At 70.3% G+C, this 15,606-nt stretch carries 12 protein-coding genes; 4 read left to right on the forward strand and 8 right to left on the reverse strand.

Annotated elements, in window-relative coordinates; all coding sequences use genetic code 11:
• The first annotated feature begins 35 nt into the window (after window positions 1-35).
• A complete protein-coding gene (gene glmM, locus ABZT06_RS18830; protein WP_355741567.1) occupies window positions 36-1,394 on the forward strand; it encodes a phosphoglucosamine mutase in 1,359 nt (452 codons plus the stop codon).
• A gap of 182 nt (window positions 1,395-1,576) precedes the next feature.
• On the opposite strand, the gene ABZT06_RS18835 is transcribed toward glmM, so the two are convergent.
• Together ABZT06_RS18835 and coaA are read right to left on the reverse strand one after the other, a co-directional pair.
• The gene (locus ABZT06_RS18835) at window positions 1,577-2,497 is read right to left on the reverse strand and encodes a DUF389 domain-containing protein (protein ID WP_355741569.1); all 921 of its coding nucleotides are present in this window, start codon (window positions 2,495-2,497) and stop codon (window positions 1,577-1,579) included.
• A 26-nt stretch (window positions 2,498-2,523) separates the two neighbouring features.
• Window positions 2,524-3,492: a type I pantothenate kinase gene (coaA, locus tag ABZT06_RS18840; RefSeq protein ID WP_355741571.1), complete on the reverse strand. Its 969-nt coding sequence runs from the start codon at window positions 3,490-3,492 to the stop codon at window positions 2,524-2,526.
• A 194-nt stretch (window positions 3,493-3,686) separates the two neighbouring features.
• Here coaA and glmS point away from each other — a divergent pair, with 194 nt between their 5' ends.
• Window positions 3,687-5,534, forward strand: coding sequence for a glutamine--fructose-6-phosphate transaminase (isomerizing) (gene glmS, locus ABZT06_RS18845; protein WP_355741573.1), 1,848 nt, complete (start codon window positions 3,687-3,689; stop codon window positions 5,532-5,534).
• On the opposite strand, the gene ABZT06_RS18850 is transcribed toward glmS, so the two are convergent.
• The 4 genes from ABZT06_RS18850 to ABZT06_RS18865 form a co-directional block, all read right to left on the reverse strand.
• Entirely contained in the window at window positions 5,521-7,299 is a 1,779-nt protein-coding gene (locus ABZT06_RS18850) for an insulinase family protein (protein ID WP_355741575.1), read from the reverse strand. The genes glmS and ABZT06_RS18850 overlap by 14 nt on opposite strands.
• 17 nt (window positions 7,300-7,316) lie before the next feature.
• Window positions 7,317-8,276 (reverse strand): hypothetical protein, encoded by a 960-nt coding sequence (locus ABZT06_RS18855; RefSeq protein WP_355741576.1) that lies wholly within the window; start codon window positions 8,274-8,276, stop codon window positions 7,317-7,319.
• Window positions 8,277-8,342: 66 nt separating this feature from the next.
• Window positions 8,343-8,531 carry a DUF397 domain-containing protein gene (locus tag ABZT06_RS18860; protein ID WP_355741578.1) on the reverse strand — a complete coding sequence of 63 codons (189 nt, stop codon included), beginning with the start codon at window positions 8,529-8,531 and terminating at the stop codon, window positions 8,343-8,345.
• Window positions 8,532-8,539: 8 nt separating this feature from the next.
• Window positions 8,540-9,376 (reverse strand): helix-turn-helix transcriptional regulator, encoded by an 837-nt coding sequence (locus tag ABZT06_RS18865; RefSeq protein WP_355741580.1) that lies wholly within the window; start codon window positions 9,374-9,376, stop codon window positions 8,540-8,542.
• Between the two features lie 174 nt (window positions 9,377-9,550).
• On the opposite strand from ABZT06_RS18865, the gene ABZT06_RS18870 reads away from it, so the two are divergent.
• Entirely contained in the window at window positions 9,551-9,952 is a 402-nt protein-coding gene (locus tag ABZT06_RS18870; protein WP_355741582.1) for an ATP-binding protein, read from the forward strand.
• Between the two features lie 8 nt (window positions 9,953-9,960).
• Here ABZT06_RS18870 and ABZT06_RS18875 read toward each other — a convergent pair whose 3' ends face one another.
• The gene (locus ABZT06_RS18875; RefSeq protein WP_355742216.1) at window positions 9,961-10,584 is read right to left on the reverse strand and encodes a histidine phosphatase family protein; all 624 of its coding nucleotides are present in this window, start codon (window positions 10,582-10,584) and stop codon (window positions 9,961-9,963) included.
• Window positions 10,585-10,607: 23 nt separating this feature from the next.
• On the reverse strand, window positions 10,608-14,936 hold the full coding sequence (locus ABZT06_RS18880; RefSeq protein ID WP_355741584.1) for a choice-of-anchor D domain-containing protein: 4,329 nt from the start codon (window positions 14,934-14,936) through the stop codon (window positions 10,608-10,610).
• A 294-nt stretch (window positions 14,937-15,230) separates the two neighbouring features.
• Between ABZT06_RS18880 and ABZT06_RS18885 the strand changes: the two genes are divergently transcribed.
• Window positions 15,231-15,602, forward strand: coding sequence for a holo-ACP synthase (locus ABZT06_RS18885; protein ID WP_355741586.1), 372 nt, complete (start codon window positions 15,231-15,233; stop codon window positions 15,600-15,602).
• Window positions 15,603-15,606: the final 4 nt, after the last annotated feature.

Here is a 15,606-nt window from a genome sequence, read left to right on the forward strand (position 1 = left end):
TGATCTCCGTAACTGACGCTTCCTCAGGAGGACAAGTGGGACGACTCTTCGGCACGGACGGCGTGCGCGGTGTCGCCAACGCGGATCTGACGGCCGAGATGGCGCTCGGTCTCTCCGTCGCGGCGGCGCACGTGCTGGCCGAGGCGGGTTCGTTCCAGGGCCACCGGCCGACCGCGGTGGTCGGACGGGACCCGCGCGCGTCCGGGGAGTTCCTGGAGGCCGCCGTGGTGGCGGGCCTCGCGAGCGCCGGCGTGGACGTCCTGCGCGTCGGAGTGCTGCCCACGCCGGCGGTGGCGTATCTCACCGGTGTGCTCGGCGCCGACCTCGGTGTCATGCTCTCCGCCAGCCACAACGCCATGCCCGACAACGGCATCAAGTTCCTCGCACGCGGCGGGCACAAGCTCGACGACGCGCTGGAGGAGCGCATCGAGGCCGTCTACGAGGAGCACAAGGGCGGTGAGCCCTGGGAGCGGCCGACCGGCGGTGGCGTCGGCCGGGTCCGCGAGTACACCGAGGGCTTCGACAAGTACGTGGCGCATCTGATCGCCGTACTGCCCAACCGCCTCGACGGACTGAAGATCGTCCTCGACGAGGCGCACGGCGCTGCCGCCCGGGTGTCGCCGGAGGCCTTCTCCCGGGCCGGCGCCGAGGTGATCACCATCGGCGCCCAGCCGGACGGGCTCAACATCAACGACGGGTGCGGCTCCACGCACCTCGGGCTCCTGAAGGCCGCCGTCGTCGAGCACGGAGCCGATTTCGGCATCGCGCACGACGGGGACGCGGACCGGTGCCTGGCCGTCGACCACACCGGTGAGGAGGTGGACGGCGACCAGATCATGGCCGTGCTCGCGCTGGCGATGAGGGACCGGTCGGCGCTGCGGTCCGACACCGTGGTCGCGACGGTCATGTCGAACCTGGGGTTCAAGCTGGCGCTGGAGCGGGAGGGGCTCCGGCTCGTCCAGACCGCCGTCGGTGACCGGTATGTGCTCGAGGAGATGAAGCAGCACGGGTACGCCCTCGGCGGTGAGCAGTCCGGGCACGTCATCATCCTGGACCACGCCACGACCGGGGACGGGACGCTGACCGGGCTGATGCTGGCGGCTCGCGTCGCGGAGAGCGGGCGGTCGCTGAAGGAGCTGGCTTCCGTGATGGAGCGGCTGCCGCAGGTGCTGATCAACGTGCCCGACGTGGACCGGTCGCGGGTCGCCACGTCCGGGGAGCTTTCGGCGGCGGTGGCTGAGGCCGAGCGTGAACTCGGGGCGACGGGGCGGGTGTTGCTGCGGCCGTCGGGTACCGAGCCGTTGGTTCGGGTGATGGTCGAGGCGGCTGACATCGATCAGGCTCGGTCGGTCGCGGGGCGGCTGGCTGATGCGGTGAAGTCGGCGCTGGGCTGATTTTCGGGTGCGGGTGCGTGGGGGCTGGTCGCGCAGTTCCCCGCGCCCCTGAGGGCGCCGCGGCGGTGTCCGAGGCCGAGCGGGAACTCGGGGCGGCGGAGGCTCGGTCGGTTGCGGCCGGCCGGCTGACGCGGTGAAGTCGGCGCTGGGCTGATTTCTGGGTACCGGGTGGGGCCTGTGCGTCAGGTGCGTTTCCGCCAGGCCCACTTCTGGAGCAGCAGGGTCACCGTTCCCGCCAGGATGATGCCCAGGAGGTTCAGGAGGAGTTGTTCCGTCGAGCCCCAGGTCTGTTCGGTGTCGCCGTAGCTGAGGGCCACCGCCGCGTTGGCGGCCGCGGGGACCGTGGTGACCGAGATGGCCACACCCACCAGGGCACCGGACTTCGCCGAGGTCAGGGAGAGGGTGCCGGCGGCGCCGGCCAGGACGGCGACGATGAAGGAGAAGGCGTCGGGGGCGTAGACGAAGCCGGTCTGGGGGCGGTCGGCCTCCAGCTGGTCCTTGCTGAACAGGTCCAGCGCGTCCATGAAGAGGCTGAAGCCCACGGTCACCACCATGGCCACGGCGAAGCCCACCAGGAGCGCGATCAGTGAGCGCAGGGCCAGGCGGGGGGCGCGCTGCACTATCGAGGTGGAGATGCCGGCGAGCGGGCCGAACTCCGGACCCACGGCCATCGCGCCCACGATGAGGACCGCGTTGTCGAGCACCACACCGCAGGCCGCGATCATCGTGGCCAGGGTGATGAAGGCGAGGTAGGTGGCCGAGAGCGTCGACTCCTCGTGCGTGGCTTCCGTCAGGTGCTCCCACAGGACCGCGTCCGCCCCTTCGCCGGGAGCCTCCGCCTCGGCCTTGTCGGCGCGTTTCGACAGGGACAGGTCGATGTTCTCGACCGCGATGGAGCCGGTGTTGTCGAGGCCCAACCTCTGGAGTTCGGTGAGGAGTTCGTCCCCCGCCTCGCGCGCCACGTCACACATCACGACGTCGCCCTCCGGATTGCGGGCGGTGCCCGGCAGCACGACGAGGTGGGTGGTGCCGACCGTCCTCTCGATCAGTCGGACCACGTCGTCGGTCTTCTCGGCCGGGGTGATCAGGCGCAGATGCAGCATGACGCCTTTTTAACAGGCGGCGGTTGCTAGAGCTTACGGAGGCTGAGCTTGCGCACCTTGTGGTCCTGGCCCTTGCGGATGACGAGGGTGGCGCGGCCGCGGGTGGGGGCGATGTTCTCCACCAGGTTGGGCTTGTTGATGGTGCGCCAGAGGGTGCGGGCGTAGTCGACGGCCTCCTCCTCCGAGACCTGCGTGTACTTCCTGAAGTACGAGTCCGGGTTCTGGAAGGCGGTCTGCCGGAGCTTCTTGAACCGGCTGAGGTACCAGCGCTCGATGTCCTCGGCGCTCGCGTCGACGTACACGCTGAAGTCGAAGTAGTCGGCGAGACCGACGCGGGTGCGGCCGTCCGTGCCGGGCAGGGCGGGCTGCAGGACGTTGAGGCCCTCGACGATCAGGATGTCGGGGCGGCGCACGGTGAGCCGCTGGTCCGGGACGATGTCGTAGATCAGGTGGGAGTAGACGGGGGCGGTGACCTCGCCCTTGCCCGCCTTGATGTCGGCGACGAAACGGGTCAGCGCGCGACGGTCGTACGACTCCGGGAAGCCCTTGCGCGACATGAGCCCGCGGGCCTCCAGTTCCCGGGTGGGCAGCAGGAAGCCGTCGGTGGTGACCAGCTCGACGCGCGGGTGCTCGGGCCAGCGGGAGAGGAGGGCCTGGAGGAGACGGGCGACGGTCGACTTCCCCACGGCGACCGATCCCGCGACCCCTATGACGAACGGGGTGCCGGACTGGGAGCCCTGTTCGCCCAGGAAGGTGTTCAGGGCGCCTCTGAGGCCGTCCGTGGCGCCGACGTAGAGGTTCAGGAGCCGGGACAGCGGGAGGTAGATGTCCCGCACCTCGTCGAGGTCGATGACGTCACCGAGGCCGCGCAGCTTCTCGACCTCTTCGGCGTTCAGCGGGAGGGGCGTCTTCTCGCGCAGCGCACTCCACTCTGAGCGGGTGAGATCGACGTAAGGAGTCGCCTCCGGCTTGTGCCGGTGGGCGCTCCGGGGCATCGGGGAGACCGGAGAGATCACAGTCCATTGTTAACGGAGTTTGAACGGGGTGGGGGGTGGGGTGCGTCACGCGGGGCGGTGAGACCGTGGGGGTGACGAGGGCAAAGTCGGCCCGATACCGCCCCTGCCGCAATATCCGGAATCGGGCACGAAGAGCCGTGTTCTGGTGCCGCTCGCCCCCTAGGCTGCCGCGCATGTGCGGAATCGTGGGTTACGTGGGGTCGCAGTCGGCGCTTGATGTCGTGATGGCCGGGCTGAAGCGGCTGGAGTACCGGGGGTACGACTCGGCGGGCGTCGCCGTGCTGGCGGACGGCGGGCTGGCGGCGGCGAAGAAGGCCGGGAAGCTGGTCAATCTGGAGAAGGAGCTGGTGCACCGGCCGTTGCCGACGGGGCTCACCGGCATCGGGCACACGCGGTGGGCCACGCACGGTGGGCCGACGGACGTCAACGCGCACCCTCATCTGGACAACGCGGGCCGGGTCTCGGTCGTCCACAACGGGATCATCGAGAACTTCGCCGCGCTGCGGGCCGAGTTGGAGGAGCGGGGCCACGAGCTGGCGTCCGAGACCGACACCGAGGTCGTCGCGCATCTGCTCGCCGAGGAGTTCTCCGCGACCGCCGACCTCGCGGAGGCCATGCGGCTGGTGTGCCGGCGGCTGGAGGGGGCGTTCACGCTGGTGGCCGTCCACGCGGACGAGCCGGACGTCGTCGTGGGCGCCCGCCGGAACTCGCCGCTGGTGGTGGGCGTGGGGGAGGGGGAGGCGTTCCTGGCCTCGGACGTGGCGGCCTTCATCGCCCACACCCGCTCCGCGATCGAGCTCGGTCAGGACCAGGTCGTGGAGCTGCGCAGGGACGGGGTGACCGTCACCGGCTTCGACGGGCGCCCGGCCGACGTCCGCTCGTTCCATGTCGACTGGGACGCCTCCGCCGCCGAGAAGGGCGGCTACGACTACTTCATGCTCAAGGAGATCGCCGAGCAGCCGAAGGCGGTCGCCGACACACTGCTCGGCCGTATCGACGCGGCCGGCTCCCTGACGCTGGACGAGGTCCGGATCTCCGACGCCGAACTGCGGGAGATCGACAAGGTCGTCATCGTGGCCTGCGGTACGGCCTTCCACGCGGGGATGATCGCCAAGTACGCCATCGAGCACTGGACCCGTATCCCCTGCGAGGTGGAGCTGGCGAGCGAGTTCCGCTACCGGGACCCGATCCTGGGCCCCCGGTCCCTCGTGATCGCCATCTCCCAGTCCGGGGAGACCATGGACACGCTCATGGCGCTGCGGCACGCCCGCGAGCAGGGTTCCAGGGTGCTGGCGATCTGCAACACCAACGGGTCGACGATCCCGCGGGAGTCCGACGCGGTGCTGTACACGCACGCGGGGCCCGAGGTGGCCGTCGCGTCGACGAAGGCGTTCCTCACGCAGCTCGTGGCGTGCTACCTGGTGGCGCTGTACCTGGGGCAGGTGCGCGGGACCAAGTGGGGCGACGAGATCACCGCCGTGATCCGGGACCTGTCGCACATCTCCGGCGAGGTCGAGCGCGTCCTCGAGACCATGGAGCCGGTACGGGCGCTGGCGCGGTCGCTGGCGGACAAGGACACCGTGCTGTTCCTCGGCCGTCACGTCGGCTACCCGGTCGCCCTCGAAGGCGCGCTGAAGCTGAAGGAACTCGCCTACATGCACGCCGAGGGCTTCGCGGCGGGCGAGCTGAAGCACGGGCCCATCGCGCTGATCGAGGAGGACCTGCCGGTCGTGGTGGTCGTACCGTCGCCCCGGGGGCGGTCGGTGATCCACGACAAGATCGTGTCCAACATCCAGGAGATCCGGGCCCGGGGCGCGCGGACCATCGTGATCGCGGAGGAGGGGGACGAGGCGGTGGCGCCGTACGCCGACCACCTGATCCGGATCCCGGCCACGCCGACGCTGCTTCAGCCGCTGGTGGCGACCGTGCCGTTGCAGGTGTTCGCGTGTGAGCTGGCGACGGCTCGCGGGAACGAGGTGGACCAGCCCCGGAACCTGGCGAAGTCGGTCACTGTGGAGTAGTCGGCTGCCCGGTCCGGTACAGGTTGCGCGCCGCGCGGATCAGCAGGAACTCCAGCGCGAACCCGGCGATCGCGGCGAGTCCCATCGGGGACGAGTCCTTGATCCCGTTGACGACAAGGGCGACGAGGAGGACGGGCCACAGCGTGGCCAGCGCGGTCACGAGGAGGAAGTGGCCCGTCACGCGTCCGACCGGCTCCCGGCCTTCGGGCTCCTTCCGTCCGTCGGTCGGGGCCGGGGCCGTCCGTTCGCGCGGCTGGGGGATCACCTCAGCCGGGCGGGCCGGGAGGGGAACGATCGCTGCCGCGGGAACGGCCCTGTCCAGTACGGCGATCCGCTCGGCCGTGACGTCGCCGAACAGGGTCGGCTCCACGGCCACACCGAAGCCGTCGAGGCCGGTCAGGCTCCGGGCCCCGTCGGGGCGGGTGGTCATCGCGGCGCAGGCGTCGTACCGCACGGTGACCAGGCCGCCCGGCGTCGACAGCGTCACGCCCGCCTCCCCGATGATCAGGGTGACGTCGTCGTCCTCCAGGGACGGGTGCAGGGTGCCGGAGACACCGGACGCCGAGAAGCGCGGGGCGTGGGTGAGGCCCGCCCAGCCGGCGTCCCGGGCCGGTACCTGGAGCAGGCCGCCGTCCCACGCCTCGCGGGCGACCGCGCGCAGATCTTCCACGTCGACCGCCTCCAGGTCTTCCCTGAGCTGCTCGGGGCTCTGTATCCGGTGCCCGGTCAACAGACTGAGCGCGTACGACGGAAGCAGGGTCGCGCCGAGGTCGGGGACGTCGTAGCGCTTGAGCAACTTGCCGCGCGCGGAGTCCAGTTCGGCCTGCTCGATCCGGCCCGCGCGCAGCCGGGCGAAGGCGTCGACGAACCCGCCGACCGCCGCGTCCTGCTTCTGCGGCAGCGCGTCGGCGTACGCGGTGAGGGTGGCGAACTCGGCGTCGCGCGAGGAGTAGTCGGCCTCCGCCGAGTAGGAGTAGCCGCCCTTCTGGCGCAGGTCCTGGAACAGTGCGCGGCCCAGCACCTCGGCGAACACGGCGGCCGCGGTGGAGCGGCGCACGACGGAGGTGAAGACGAGGTGACCGTCCTCGCCGCGGAGACAGGCGGGCGTGACGGGGAGCGCGCTGGACGGGGCGGGTGTGGGGAAGCGGCGGCCAGCGGGCAGGGTGAGGTCCAGGCCGGCCGGAACGCGGTCCGCGGTGAGGAACAGCACGGCGTTGTCCCGGGTGAAGCGGGTCTCGGCCCAGTGGCGCACCTGGTCGGCCGTCAGGCTCCGGGTGCCGAGTTCGTCGTAGCTGGACAGGCCGTAGCCCTGGGCGCCGTAACGCCACAGCGGCATCTGGGAGAGGGGGCCTTTCCCGCGGCTGCCCGCCTCCGTGCGCAGTATCTCCTTCTCCGTCTCCAGTCGCTCCATCGGGAGATCGCGCAGGGCCGCGCAGACGCTGTTGAGGTACGTGACGACCTCGTCCTCGTCGCCCGTGACGTGGAAGAGGGTGTAGGTGTCGGCGGTGGCGCCGTTGTAGTGCAGGTCGGACAGGCCCAGGTGGTACAGGGCGAGGTGTTCGACGAGATGGGTGATTCCGGAGGTGGGCAGGGTCTCGTCGGCGTGGCCCACGCGGAAGGCGAGACCGGCGGTGATCTCGCCGGGGCGCGGGGCGAAGAGGGTGGGGACGCCGTGGACGGTGGTGTGGCGGACGAGGCCGTCGAGGGCGTCGAGTTCCGGGCGGGCGTCGAGTTCCGGGGCGGTCGGGTGCTCGTGCGTGGTCATGTCGGGTGTCGTCTTCCTCAGAGCGTCGCCGACGCGGCGGTGCGGTACTCCGTGAACCGGGTCTTCCAGTCGGGCACGTTCCGCCAGAAGGACTCGGACACCGTGTCGCCCAGGGCGGCGAAGTGCCGGGCGGCGTCGCCGAGATGGCCGCCGAGGGAGAAGGCCAGGGCGAAGGTGCTGTGGCTGTCGGTCCAGTGCCAGTCGCGGTGGTGGTCGGGGTGCAGGACGGAGGCGTGGGCGGCGCGGCGCAGTTCGTCGCGGACGGACACGTTCCGCAAGTACTCCCTGGCCTGGGCACCGGCCAGCTCGGCGCAGTGCTCGATGTGGGCCTCGGCGACCAGGACGGCGGAGTGCGACCCCTCGGGCGCGGCGCTCGCGCACTCCTGGGCGAAGCCGTGCGCGGCCTCCCACGAACCGCCCCACTTGGGGCACAGCTGCTGCAGCAGGTGCGACTGCGCGCGAACGTGGTGCGGGTGCTGCTCCGCCAGCCGGTCGTAGCGCCGCCGGGCCTCGGACTGCCCCAGCACCAGCCCGCGGGCCGTCGCCAGCCGGGCGGTCCACGCCGGGACGTACGCCGGCTGCTCCGCGCACACCTCGATCAGCAGCAACTCCGCCTTGCGCAGCCAGTCGTGGAACAACTCGGCCTGGTCCCACGAGACATCCTTGCCGAGACCCCGGCCGCGGGCACGCCAGCCGAGGTGGATGTACCGCTCGGCGAGGAGGGTGCGGGGGAGGGGGTCGGCGGGTTGTGCTTTCGCCGCCTTCTCCAGGTACCACTCGGTCCGGTCGACACCGGCGAGGAGCGCTGCCGCGAAGGAGACGTCGGCGGGGGAGGTGATCTTCTCGAAGAATGCCTGCGTGGCCGCCCAGTCCCCGTCCCACGCGGCGGTGCGGAGCGGGGCGAGTTCGGGCACGGCGTCGAACGGGTCGGTCACCAGTGGTCTGGCCCCGCCGGCAGTACTTTCGCTTTCGCCCATACGACGGTCCCCCTGGCCTGGTCGATACGCGGTGCTGCGCAGGCTAGCAGGAGGGGTTACGCGGGGTTACTGGGTTTCTGAGGTGCGCTTGAGGGCGTTGAGGAAGGTGGTGAAGGTGAGGGTGGGGAGGGTGAGGGTGGCCCTGGCAGGGGCCTTGGAGTCACGGATGGATACATGGGTGGGGGAGTTGGCTATCTCGACGCATTCGTTACCGTCGCCGCCGCCGGAGTGGGACGACTTCCGCCAGTTGTCCATGGGGTCCCTCACAACTCCTCTGCCAGCCGGTGGATGAAGTCACGGGTATGGTCCGGTTCGAGTGATACGGCCTCCACCTTATGGAAGCGCGTTCGATAAGTGCGGAGCTGAGCCTCGGCGTCGACAAAGATTGAGCCATGGGGCGTGTCCCGTACCACCGTGTCCAGCTTGGGCAAAGGGCCGCCCACGTACGTCATGGTGCTTGAGGCTCTGGCGAAGCCGTCCAGGTCGAAGGGGATGGCGCGCAAGGTGATGTGGTCCGCCTCGGACAGCTCAAGGAGCCGGGCGAGTTGGGCCTTCGAGGCGGTGCGGTCGCTGACTCTGATCCGAAGCGCGGCCTCATGGATCACCGCTCTGTACGGGATGGTGATCTGCTGGCGTGCCTTTCGGTGCTGGATGCGCACCTCGATCTCGTCATAGGTGAGTTCGGGCAGCCTGTCCGAGAAGACGGCACGGGCGTAGTCCTCCGTCTGCAGCAGGCCCGGCACGTACAGGACGGCAACGTGGTGCTGGAACCGGGCATGGTGCTCCAGCTCGGACAGGTCCAGGAAAGACGTGGGCAACAGGCCTCGATACTTCTCCCACCAGCCACGGGTCCGGTCGGTCGCCATCGCGACCAACGCTTCGATGAACTCCTTGTCCGTACAGGCGTAGTGGCTCGCGAGGCGACGTAGACGATCCTCGCTCACGCCTGCGAGCCCGGATTCGATGTGGCTCATCTGGGCGCGGTTCGCCCCGAGTAGTGCTGCGGCCTCGATAGCGGTGAGTCCTGCCGCCTCGCGGAGTCTGCGCAGTTCGGTCCCCAGCCGCACCTGGCGTGCGGTGGGTTCGCGCCTCAGGACCATGGGTTGCTCCTCGTTCGGGGGCGGCTCACGTGATCCGCTTGCTCCGGTCCACATGTTAGCCCTACCGTCGGTGACGCAACGCACACGCTGCGGAAGCGCACCGCTCCGTCCTGCCGTGACGGCCGCGGCACTGCCACCGCGCCCAACCACCCACCACCGAAACGGAGTTGACGCATGTCCGAAAGTCAACCCTGGGAGTACACCCTCTACATCCCGAACGACCTCCGAGCCGTCACCGTCGCCCGCCGCACCCTCCGCCTCATCCTCACGATGCACGGCCTGATCCGCCTGACCGACACCGCGGAGCTCCTCGCGGCGGAGTTGGTGTCGAACGCCGTACGGCACACCAAGGGGCCCGGCGCGCTGCGGGTGCGGTGGGCGGCGGGGGTGTTGCGGATCGGGGCGTGGGACGCCGATCCCCAACCTCCAGAGCCGCCAGGGGAGTTCGATCTGCTGGAGGAAAACGGGCGGGGGCTGGCCCTGGTCGCGGCCTGTGCGGATCTCTGGGGGTGGCAGCCGTTGGCCAGGCATGGCAATCGGGGGAAGTTGGTGTGGTGTGAGCTGGCCGCGGCCTGAGGGTGCGTTCAGATGTGCTCCTCGGGAGGGAAGCCCGTCCAGCGCAGTTCGGTGGGCAGGTGCCGCATGTCGTTGGAGACGAGGACGGAGGCCGCTCGGCCGGGCGCGTAACGGATGACCGTGAGCGCCGCGTTGGCGTGGTTGAGGCCGAGCCAGCGCCACTCGGGTGCGTACATGGCGTGCCGGACGAGCCAGGCGACGAGGAAGTTGTGGGTGACGACCAGCTCGTGCCGGTCCTCCTCGCCGTCCACCGGTCCGGTGAACAGGTCGAGTGCCTGGCGGGCCAGCGCGGCGCCCTGCTTCCGCTCCTCGTCGGTGGTGTCGGCGAGGAAGCGGAGGTACAAGTCGGCGGATTCGGCGGGGAGTTCGTCTCGCCGGGGGAAGTGGGGCACGTAGTCGCCCGCGACTTCCGACACGAGCAGGGGGACGTCCTTGAGCTGGTCGTGGATCAGGCGGGCGGTCTGTGCCGCTCGTGGCAGTGGACCGTGGTGCACGGCCGTGAAGGGGACGTCCTGGAGGCGCCGGCCGAGCAGGGTGGCCTGCTGGCGGCCGGCCAGGGTCAGCCCGCTCTCGTCGGGCAACGCCTCGCCGTGCCGGACGAGATAGAGGTATCGGGTGGCTGTGCCAGGCAACTTGAACTCCACGGTGAGCGGTCTCATTGCCTGACGGTGAAGTACTGCCAGGCGCCCCAGGTGCTGAGGTTGGTGTTGTCCCTGCTGCTGTGGACGTACTCCGCGGCGATGCGGAACCTGCTGCCCACGGAGCTGGTCAGCGACATCTTATGGCGGCCGGTGCTGGTGGAACTCAGGGCCGCGCAGGGAGTGGTGGTCTGCGTGTGCCAGGCGCCGCTGTAGTAGCGCTGCACGCGGAAGAGGAGGCACTGGCCGGCCTTGTTGGGGGTGACGGTGACGTCCAGTTGCTCCTTGGCGGTGTGGTGGTACACCCGGTAGGGAGTGCTGCCGTACTGCGTGTTCGTGTAATAGCCGGACAACGTCTCCGAGACCCGTACCTGGGTCTGCGCGGTTCGGGCGACGGTTTTCGGGGCGTACCGGTAGTCGCCGGCGAACACCGCGCTGATGGTGGTGTTGCGGGTGAGTTTGTAGGACCCGACCAGGTTGCCGTTGCTGTCCACCGTGCCCGACTTCACCAGGACCGACGTGCCGCCGAACGGCTGGGCGTAGATCGCCACCGTGCGCTTGTTGTACGTCGTACCGAGGTGAGCGGTGACCTTCGCGGTCTGACCGTACGCGTACGTCGTGTGGTTGGTGGCGATGGTGAGGGACGTAGCGGTCCGGGAGACCTGGATGGTGGCGCTGGTGCTGCCCGGCTTGTGCGAGACGTCGCCGCCGTAGGCCACCTTGTAGGTGTTGGCGCCGCCGATCTGCGGGGTGTCCGAGAAGGTGAACGAACCGTCCGCGGCGACCTGCGCGTCGGCGAGGGCGGTGCCGGAGGTGTGGCCGAGGTCGGTCTTCGTCACCTTGACGACCCCGCCGGCGGCGAAGGGCGAACCCGAGAGCGTGCCGGACACGGTCAGCTTCTGTGCGCGGGTGGCCGTGGCCGGGGCCGTCAGACCGACCGAGGTGGTCAGCCTGGACACCTGGACGAGGCTCGTCGTGCTCGCCGCCCCGTGTGTCACGTCCCCCGCGTAACTCGCGGCGTAGGTGCAGGTGCCCTCCGCCGGCGGGGTGTCGGTGAAGGTGAAGGAGCCGTCCGCCTGCGTGGTCACGTCGGGCAGCGCCGTCCCGTTCCGCGTGATGTGCGCGACCTGGCCCGCTGGAAGCGCCGCGGACGAGGTCAGGGTGCCGGTGACGGTCAGCGCCCGGCCCGGGACGCCCGTGCTCGGGGCGGTGAGGTGGAGCGAGGTGGCCGCCGGCGGCCCCTGGGCGATGACCGGGCCGCTCACCGTCTGCACGTCGGAGCTGTCGGCGTTGGCACCGGAGAAGGCGAGCAGCGCGGTGGAGGTCAGCGTCGGTGTCGCGTCCACCACCTGGGTCCCGTCGACCCAGACGTACACATGGCCGGTGGCCACCTGGACGTCGACCTGGTGCGTGCCCTGGCGCAGGGAGGTGGTGAGCGGGACCACCGACTGGTAGTTGATCGTCGACGAGCCGGCCGAACTGCGGCCGACCCCCACGAAGTTCTGTGCCTTCAGCGTCTGGTTCCAGCCGGTGCCGAGCGCTATCACCGTGCCGGGCCGCCCCGCGATGCCCAGGCTGTCACCGGACCCGCCCAACGCCGAGGCGGAGTTCTGGGCCGGGTCGAGGAGAGCGAGCGTCATTCCCTTCCCGCCGGTGCCGGGGCCCAACTTGGTGGTGAAGGTGGCCCGCAGACCGTCCGTGCGCAACGGCTTGGTGTAGACCGCCGAACCCGCCTGGTTGCTGGTGGCCGGGGTCAGCTGGACGCCGCCGCCGTCGGCCTGCACCGCCGAGCCGTTGGTCTGCCACAGTCCGTCGGCGGTCGACGTGCTCGTGGCCGTGCCGGTACCGGTGCCCTTGACCTGTACGTACATGGCGCCCTGTGCGTTGCCGTTGGTGTCGGTCCCGGTGCCGGTGACCTCGTAGGAGGCGCTCAGGTCCGCGGCCGAACGCGGAGTGAACGTCACGCTCTGCACCGCGGTCTGCTCGGGACCGATGACGAGGCCCTCCGACAGCTGAACCGGGCTGTTGAAGTCACCGGTCGGCGCCTTGGCCTTGGTCACCGTCACCGGGATGTTGCCGGTGTTGGTGAGGGTGAACGACAGCGACTTCGAGCTGCCGATGGGGACCTGGCCGAAGTCCAGCGAGCTCGCGGAGAACTCCAGGTGCCCCTGCCCGGTGATGGCCGTCGCGCTGACCGGCACGCTCAGGGTGTGGGCGGCGCCTCCGCCGCTGCTGCTGACCACGAGCGCGTCGCTGTCGACCTGGGCGCCGGCCGGCGTGTAGGTGACCGAGAGCACGAACGAGCCACCGGCCGGTACGACCGTCCCCGTGCTCGGCAGACCCGAGGCGGAGAAGGCGCCGCCGGGCGCGTCGACGGAGGTGATGGTCTCCGGCGCGGTACCGGTGTTGGTGACCTGGAGGTTCAGCGTCGAGGTGCTGCCGGTGGGCACCGCGCCGAAGTCCAGGGCGGCGGGCGCCGCCCCGAAGCCCGGCTTGGTGCCGATGCCGTGGAGGGCGAAGACCAGCTTCTGGCCGTCCGACAGGTTCGCGGTCAGTGTGCCGTTGACGCCGCCGGTGGTGGTGGGGGCGAAGCTGATCGGAACGTCGAGGGTGGCGTCCGCCGCCAGCGGGGTGGGCTGATCGGGGGTGGGTACGACGGACGGGTCGACCGAGAACGCCCCGGAGGCCTTGAGTCCGGTGATGCTGACGTCCTGCGTGGCGGTCAGCTTCATGTCGGCCGAACCGCTGCCGCCCACGCCGACCTGGCCGAAGTCCAGCGAGGCCGCGGTCAGGGCGGTTCTGGCGGGGCTGCCGAAGCCGTAGAGCACACCGTCCCGGGTGCCGACGTACACCTTGCCGCTCTCGGCGGTCGGTGTGCTGAACTTCGTCGCGGTGCCGATCGGTGCCGACCACAGCAGCTGGAGGCGGCCGTTGCCGTCGGGGGTGGGGCTGTAGGCGCGCAGGGTGCCGTCGGCCCCCGAGGCGTTGCTCGCCGAGGTCATCCACACCAGGGCGCTGGACTCGTCCGTGCCGTCGGAGGTGACCAGGGGTGAGCCGCTGGTGTAGCCGAAGGTGTCCTGGCTCTGGCCGGTGAGGGTGAGCGTGGGCGTACCGCCGTTGCGCACGCCGTACTTGAGGGCGCGCAGCGGACCCTGGTTGCCGACGACGTAGACGTAGCCGCCGTCGCCGCCCCAGAACGCGGGGTGACCCCACATGCCCTGGTACGGGCCGGACACGCTCACCGCGGCGTCGCCGCCCTGGGGGCCCTGGCCCATGCCGCCGAGGTTGTCGCGGTCGAGCAGGAACACCCGCCCGTCCTTGCCCTGCTGGACCAGCAGATGCGGGTGCTCGGCGGTGCCGAAGCCGTCCGGCAGGGCCATCGGGGCGCCCGAGGAGATGTCCTGGTCGTTGAGGTCCAGGGTGGCGGCGTTGCTGGGGCTGAAGAAGTCGGCCGTACTGAGGCTGTTGTCGGCGCCGACCTGGAGGCGTACGACGGACTCGGCCAGGGTTCCCTGAACGGTCTTGCCCGGGCCGGGCGCCGGGCTGATGCCGTTCCCGGTGCTGAAGAAGATCCGGCCGGACCCGTCCGAGACCAGTCCGCCGCCTGCCTGCCAGATGCCGGCGCCCCCGATGCCGGCACCGGTAGCCGTGGCCCACATCGAGGTGATGCTGTGCCCGGTGGTGCTCACGCCGACCACATAGCCGCGGTACGGCCATGCGTCGCAGTGGGCGCCGAAGCCCGCGTAGACGACGCCGTTCATCAGCAGCAGGCCGGGGCGCTGCTGTTCGTAGTAGGCGTCGAAGGTGGCGCTCGGGTCGTTGACGGGGCTGCCGGCGATGGTGACCGGCCACCCGGAGCGCTCGGCCCCGGAGGCCGGGTCCACCGCGTGCATCAGCCACTTGGGGTGGCGGTGGGTGGAGGTGCCGTCGTCGACCTTGGTGGTGAAGTAGAGGGAGTTGGTGGCGGGGTCGTAGACGGGCGTCGCGGTCGCGCCGATGTCGGGGACCAGGTCACCGCAGCCGATCGCCGACGCAGGCCACGAGGGTCCGTAGTTCTTGCTCCACTCGATCGCGCCGGTGGTGCGGTCGAGGCCGTACAGGGTGTTGCTCTCGGTGACGGCGATCACCTGGTCGCCGAGCACCAGCGGCTGGGCGTATATCTGCCCGTTCAGTTTGGTGGCGAAGAGCCGGCCGAAGGCGGAGGACTGGACGGTCGCCGGGGAGAGAGTGGCTTCGTCCTGGTCCCAGTTGGTGCGCAGGTTGTCCACGCCCTGGGTGGTCTGGTCGGCCTGGGCCGACGGCATCAGCAGACCGACCGTCGTGCCGATCAGCGCAGCTGCGGCCACGGCCGCCAAGGCCAACAGACGTCTGTGTCGTCGGTCGCGGTGGCGGCCACGGCGTACAGGCAAGGGAAACCCGGACAAACCAGGACCTCCTCCAGTGTTCGCTCCTGGAGCGGTCACAGGTGCGGGGCAAAAGTAACGACCGAGCGGTTTTTCCTATCATCAACTGCACTATTTCTGCACGTGTTGCACACAGGTCGTGTCTGGAACGTCATGTGTGGGCGTGGCGTGGTGCCGCGAGTGCATCACCCGCCGGGAGCCGAGCCCAGAGGGCCGGGCGGATCGTAAAGTGCGCGGATGAGCATCATCGGGGTCGGTATCGACGTAGCCGAGATCGAGCGGTTCGCGGCGTCGCTGGAGCGTACGCCGGGCATGGCCCGGCGGCTGTTCCTGGACAGTGAGTTGACGCTGCCCAGCGGGGAGCGGCGGGGGGTCGCCTCGCTCGCCGCCCGGTTCGCCGCGAAGGAGGCGCTGGCCAAGGCGCTCGGCGCTCCGGCGGGGCTGTACTGGACCGATGCCGAGGTGTACGTCGAGGAGAGCGGGCAGCCTCGGCTGCGGGTCACCGGGACCGTCGCCGCGCGGGCCGCCGTTCTCGGGGTGCGTTCGTGGCACGTGTCGCTCAGTCATGACGCCGGGATCGCATCGGCCGTGGTGATCGCGGAGGGGTGACCAT

This window comes from Streptomyces sp. NPDC005483 (assembly GCF_040606035.1).
Classification (GTDB): Bacteria; Actinomycetota; Actinomycetes; order Streptomycetales; family Streptomycetaceae; genus Streptomyces.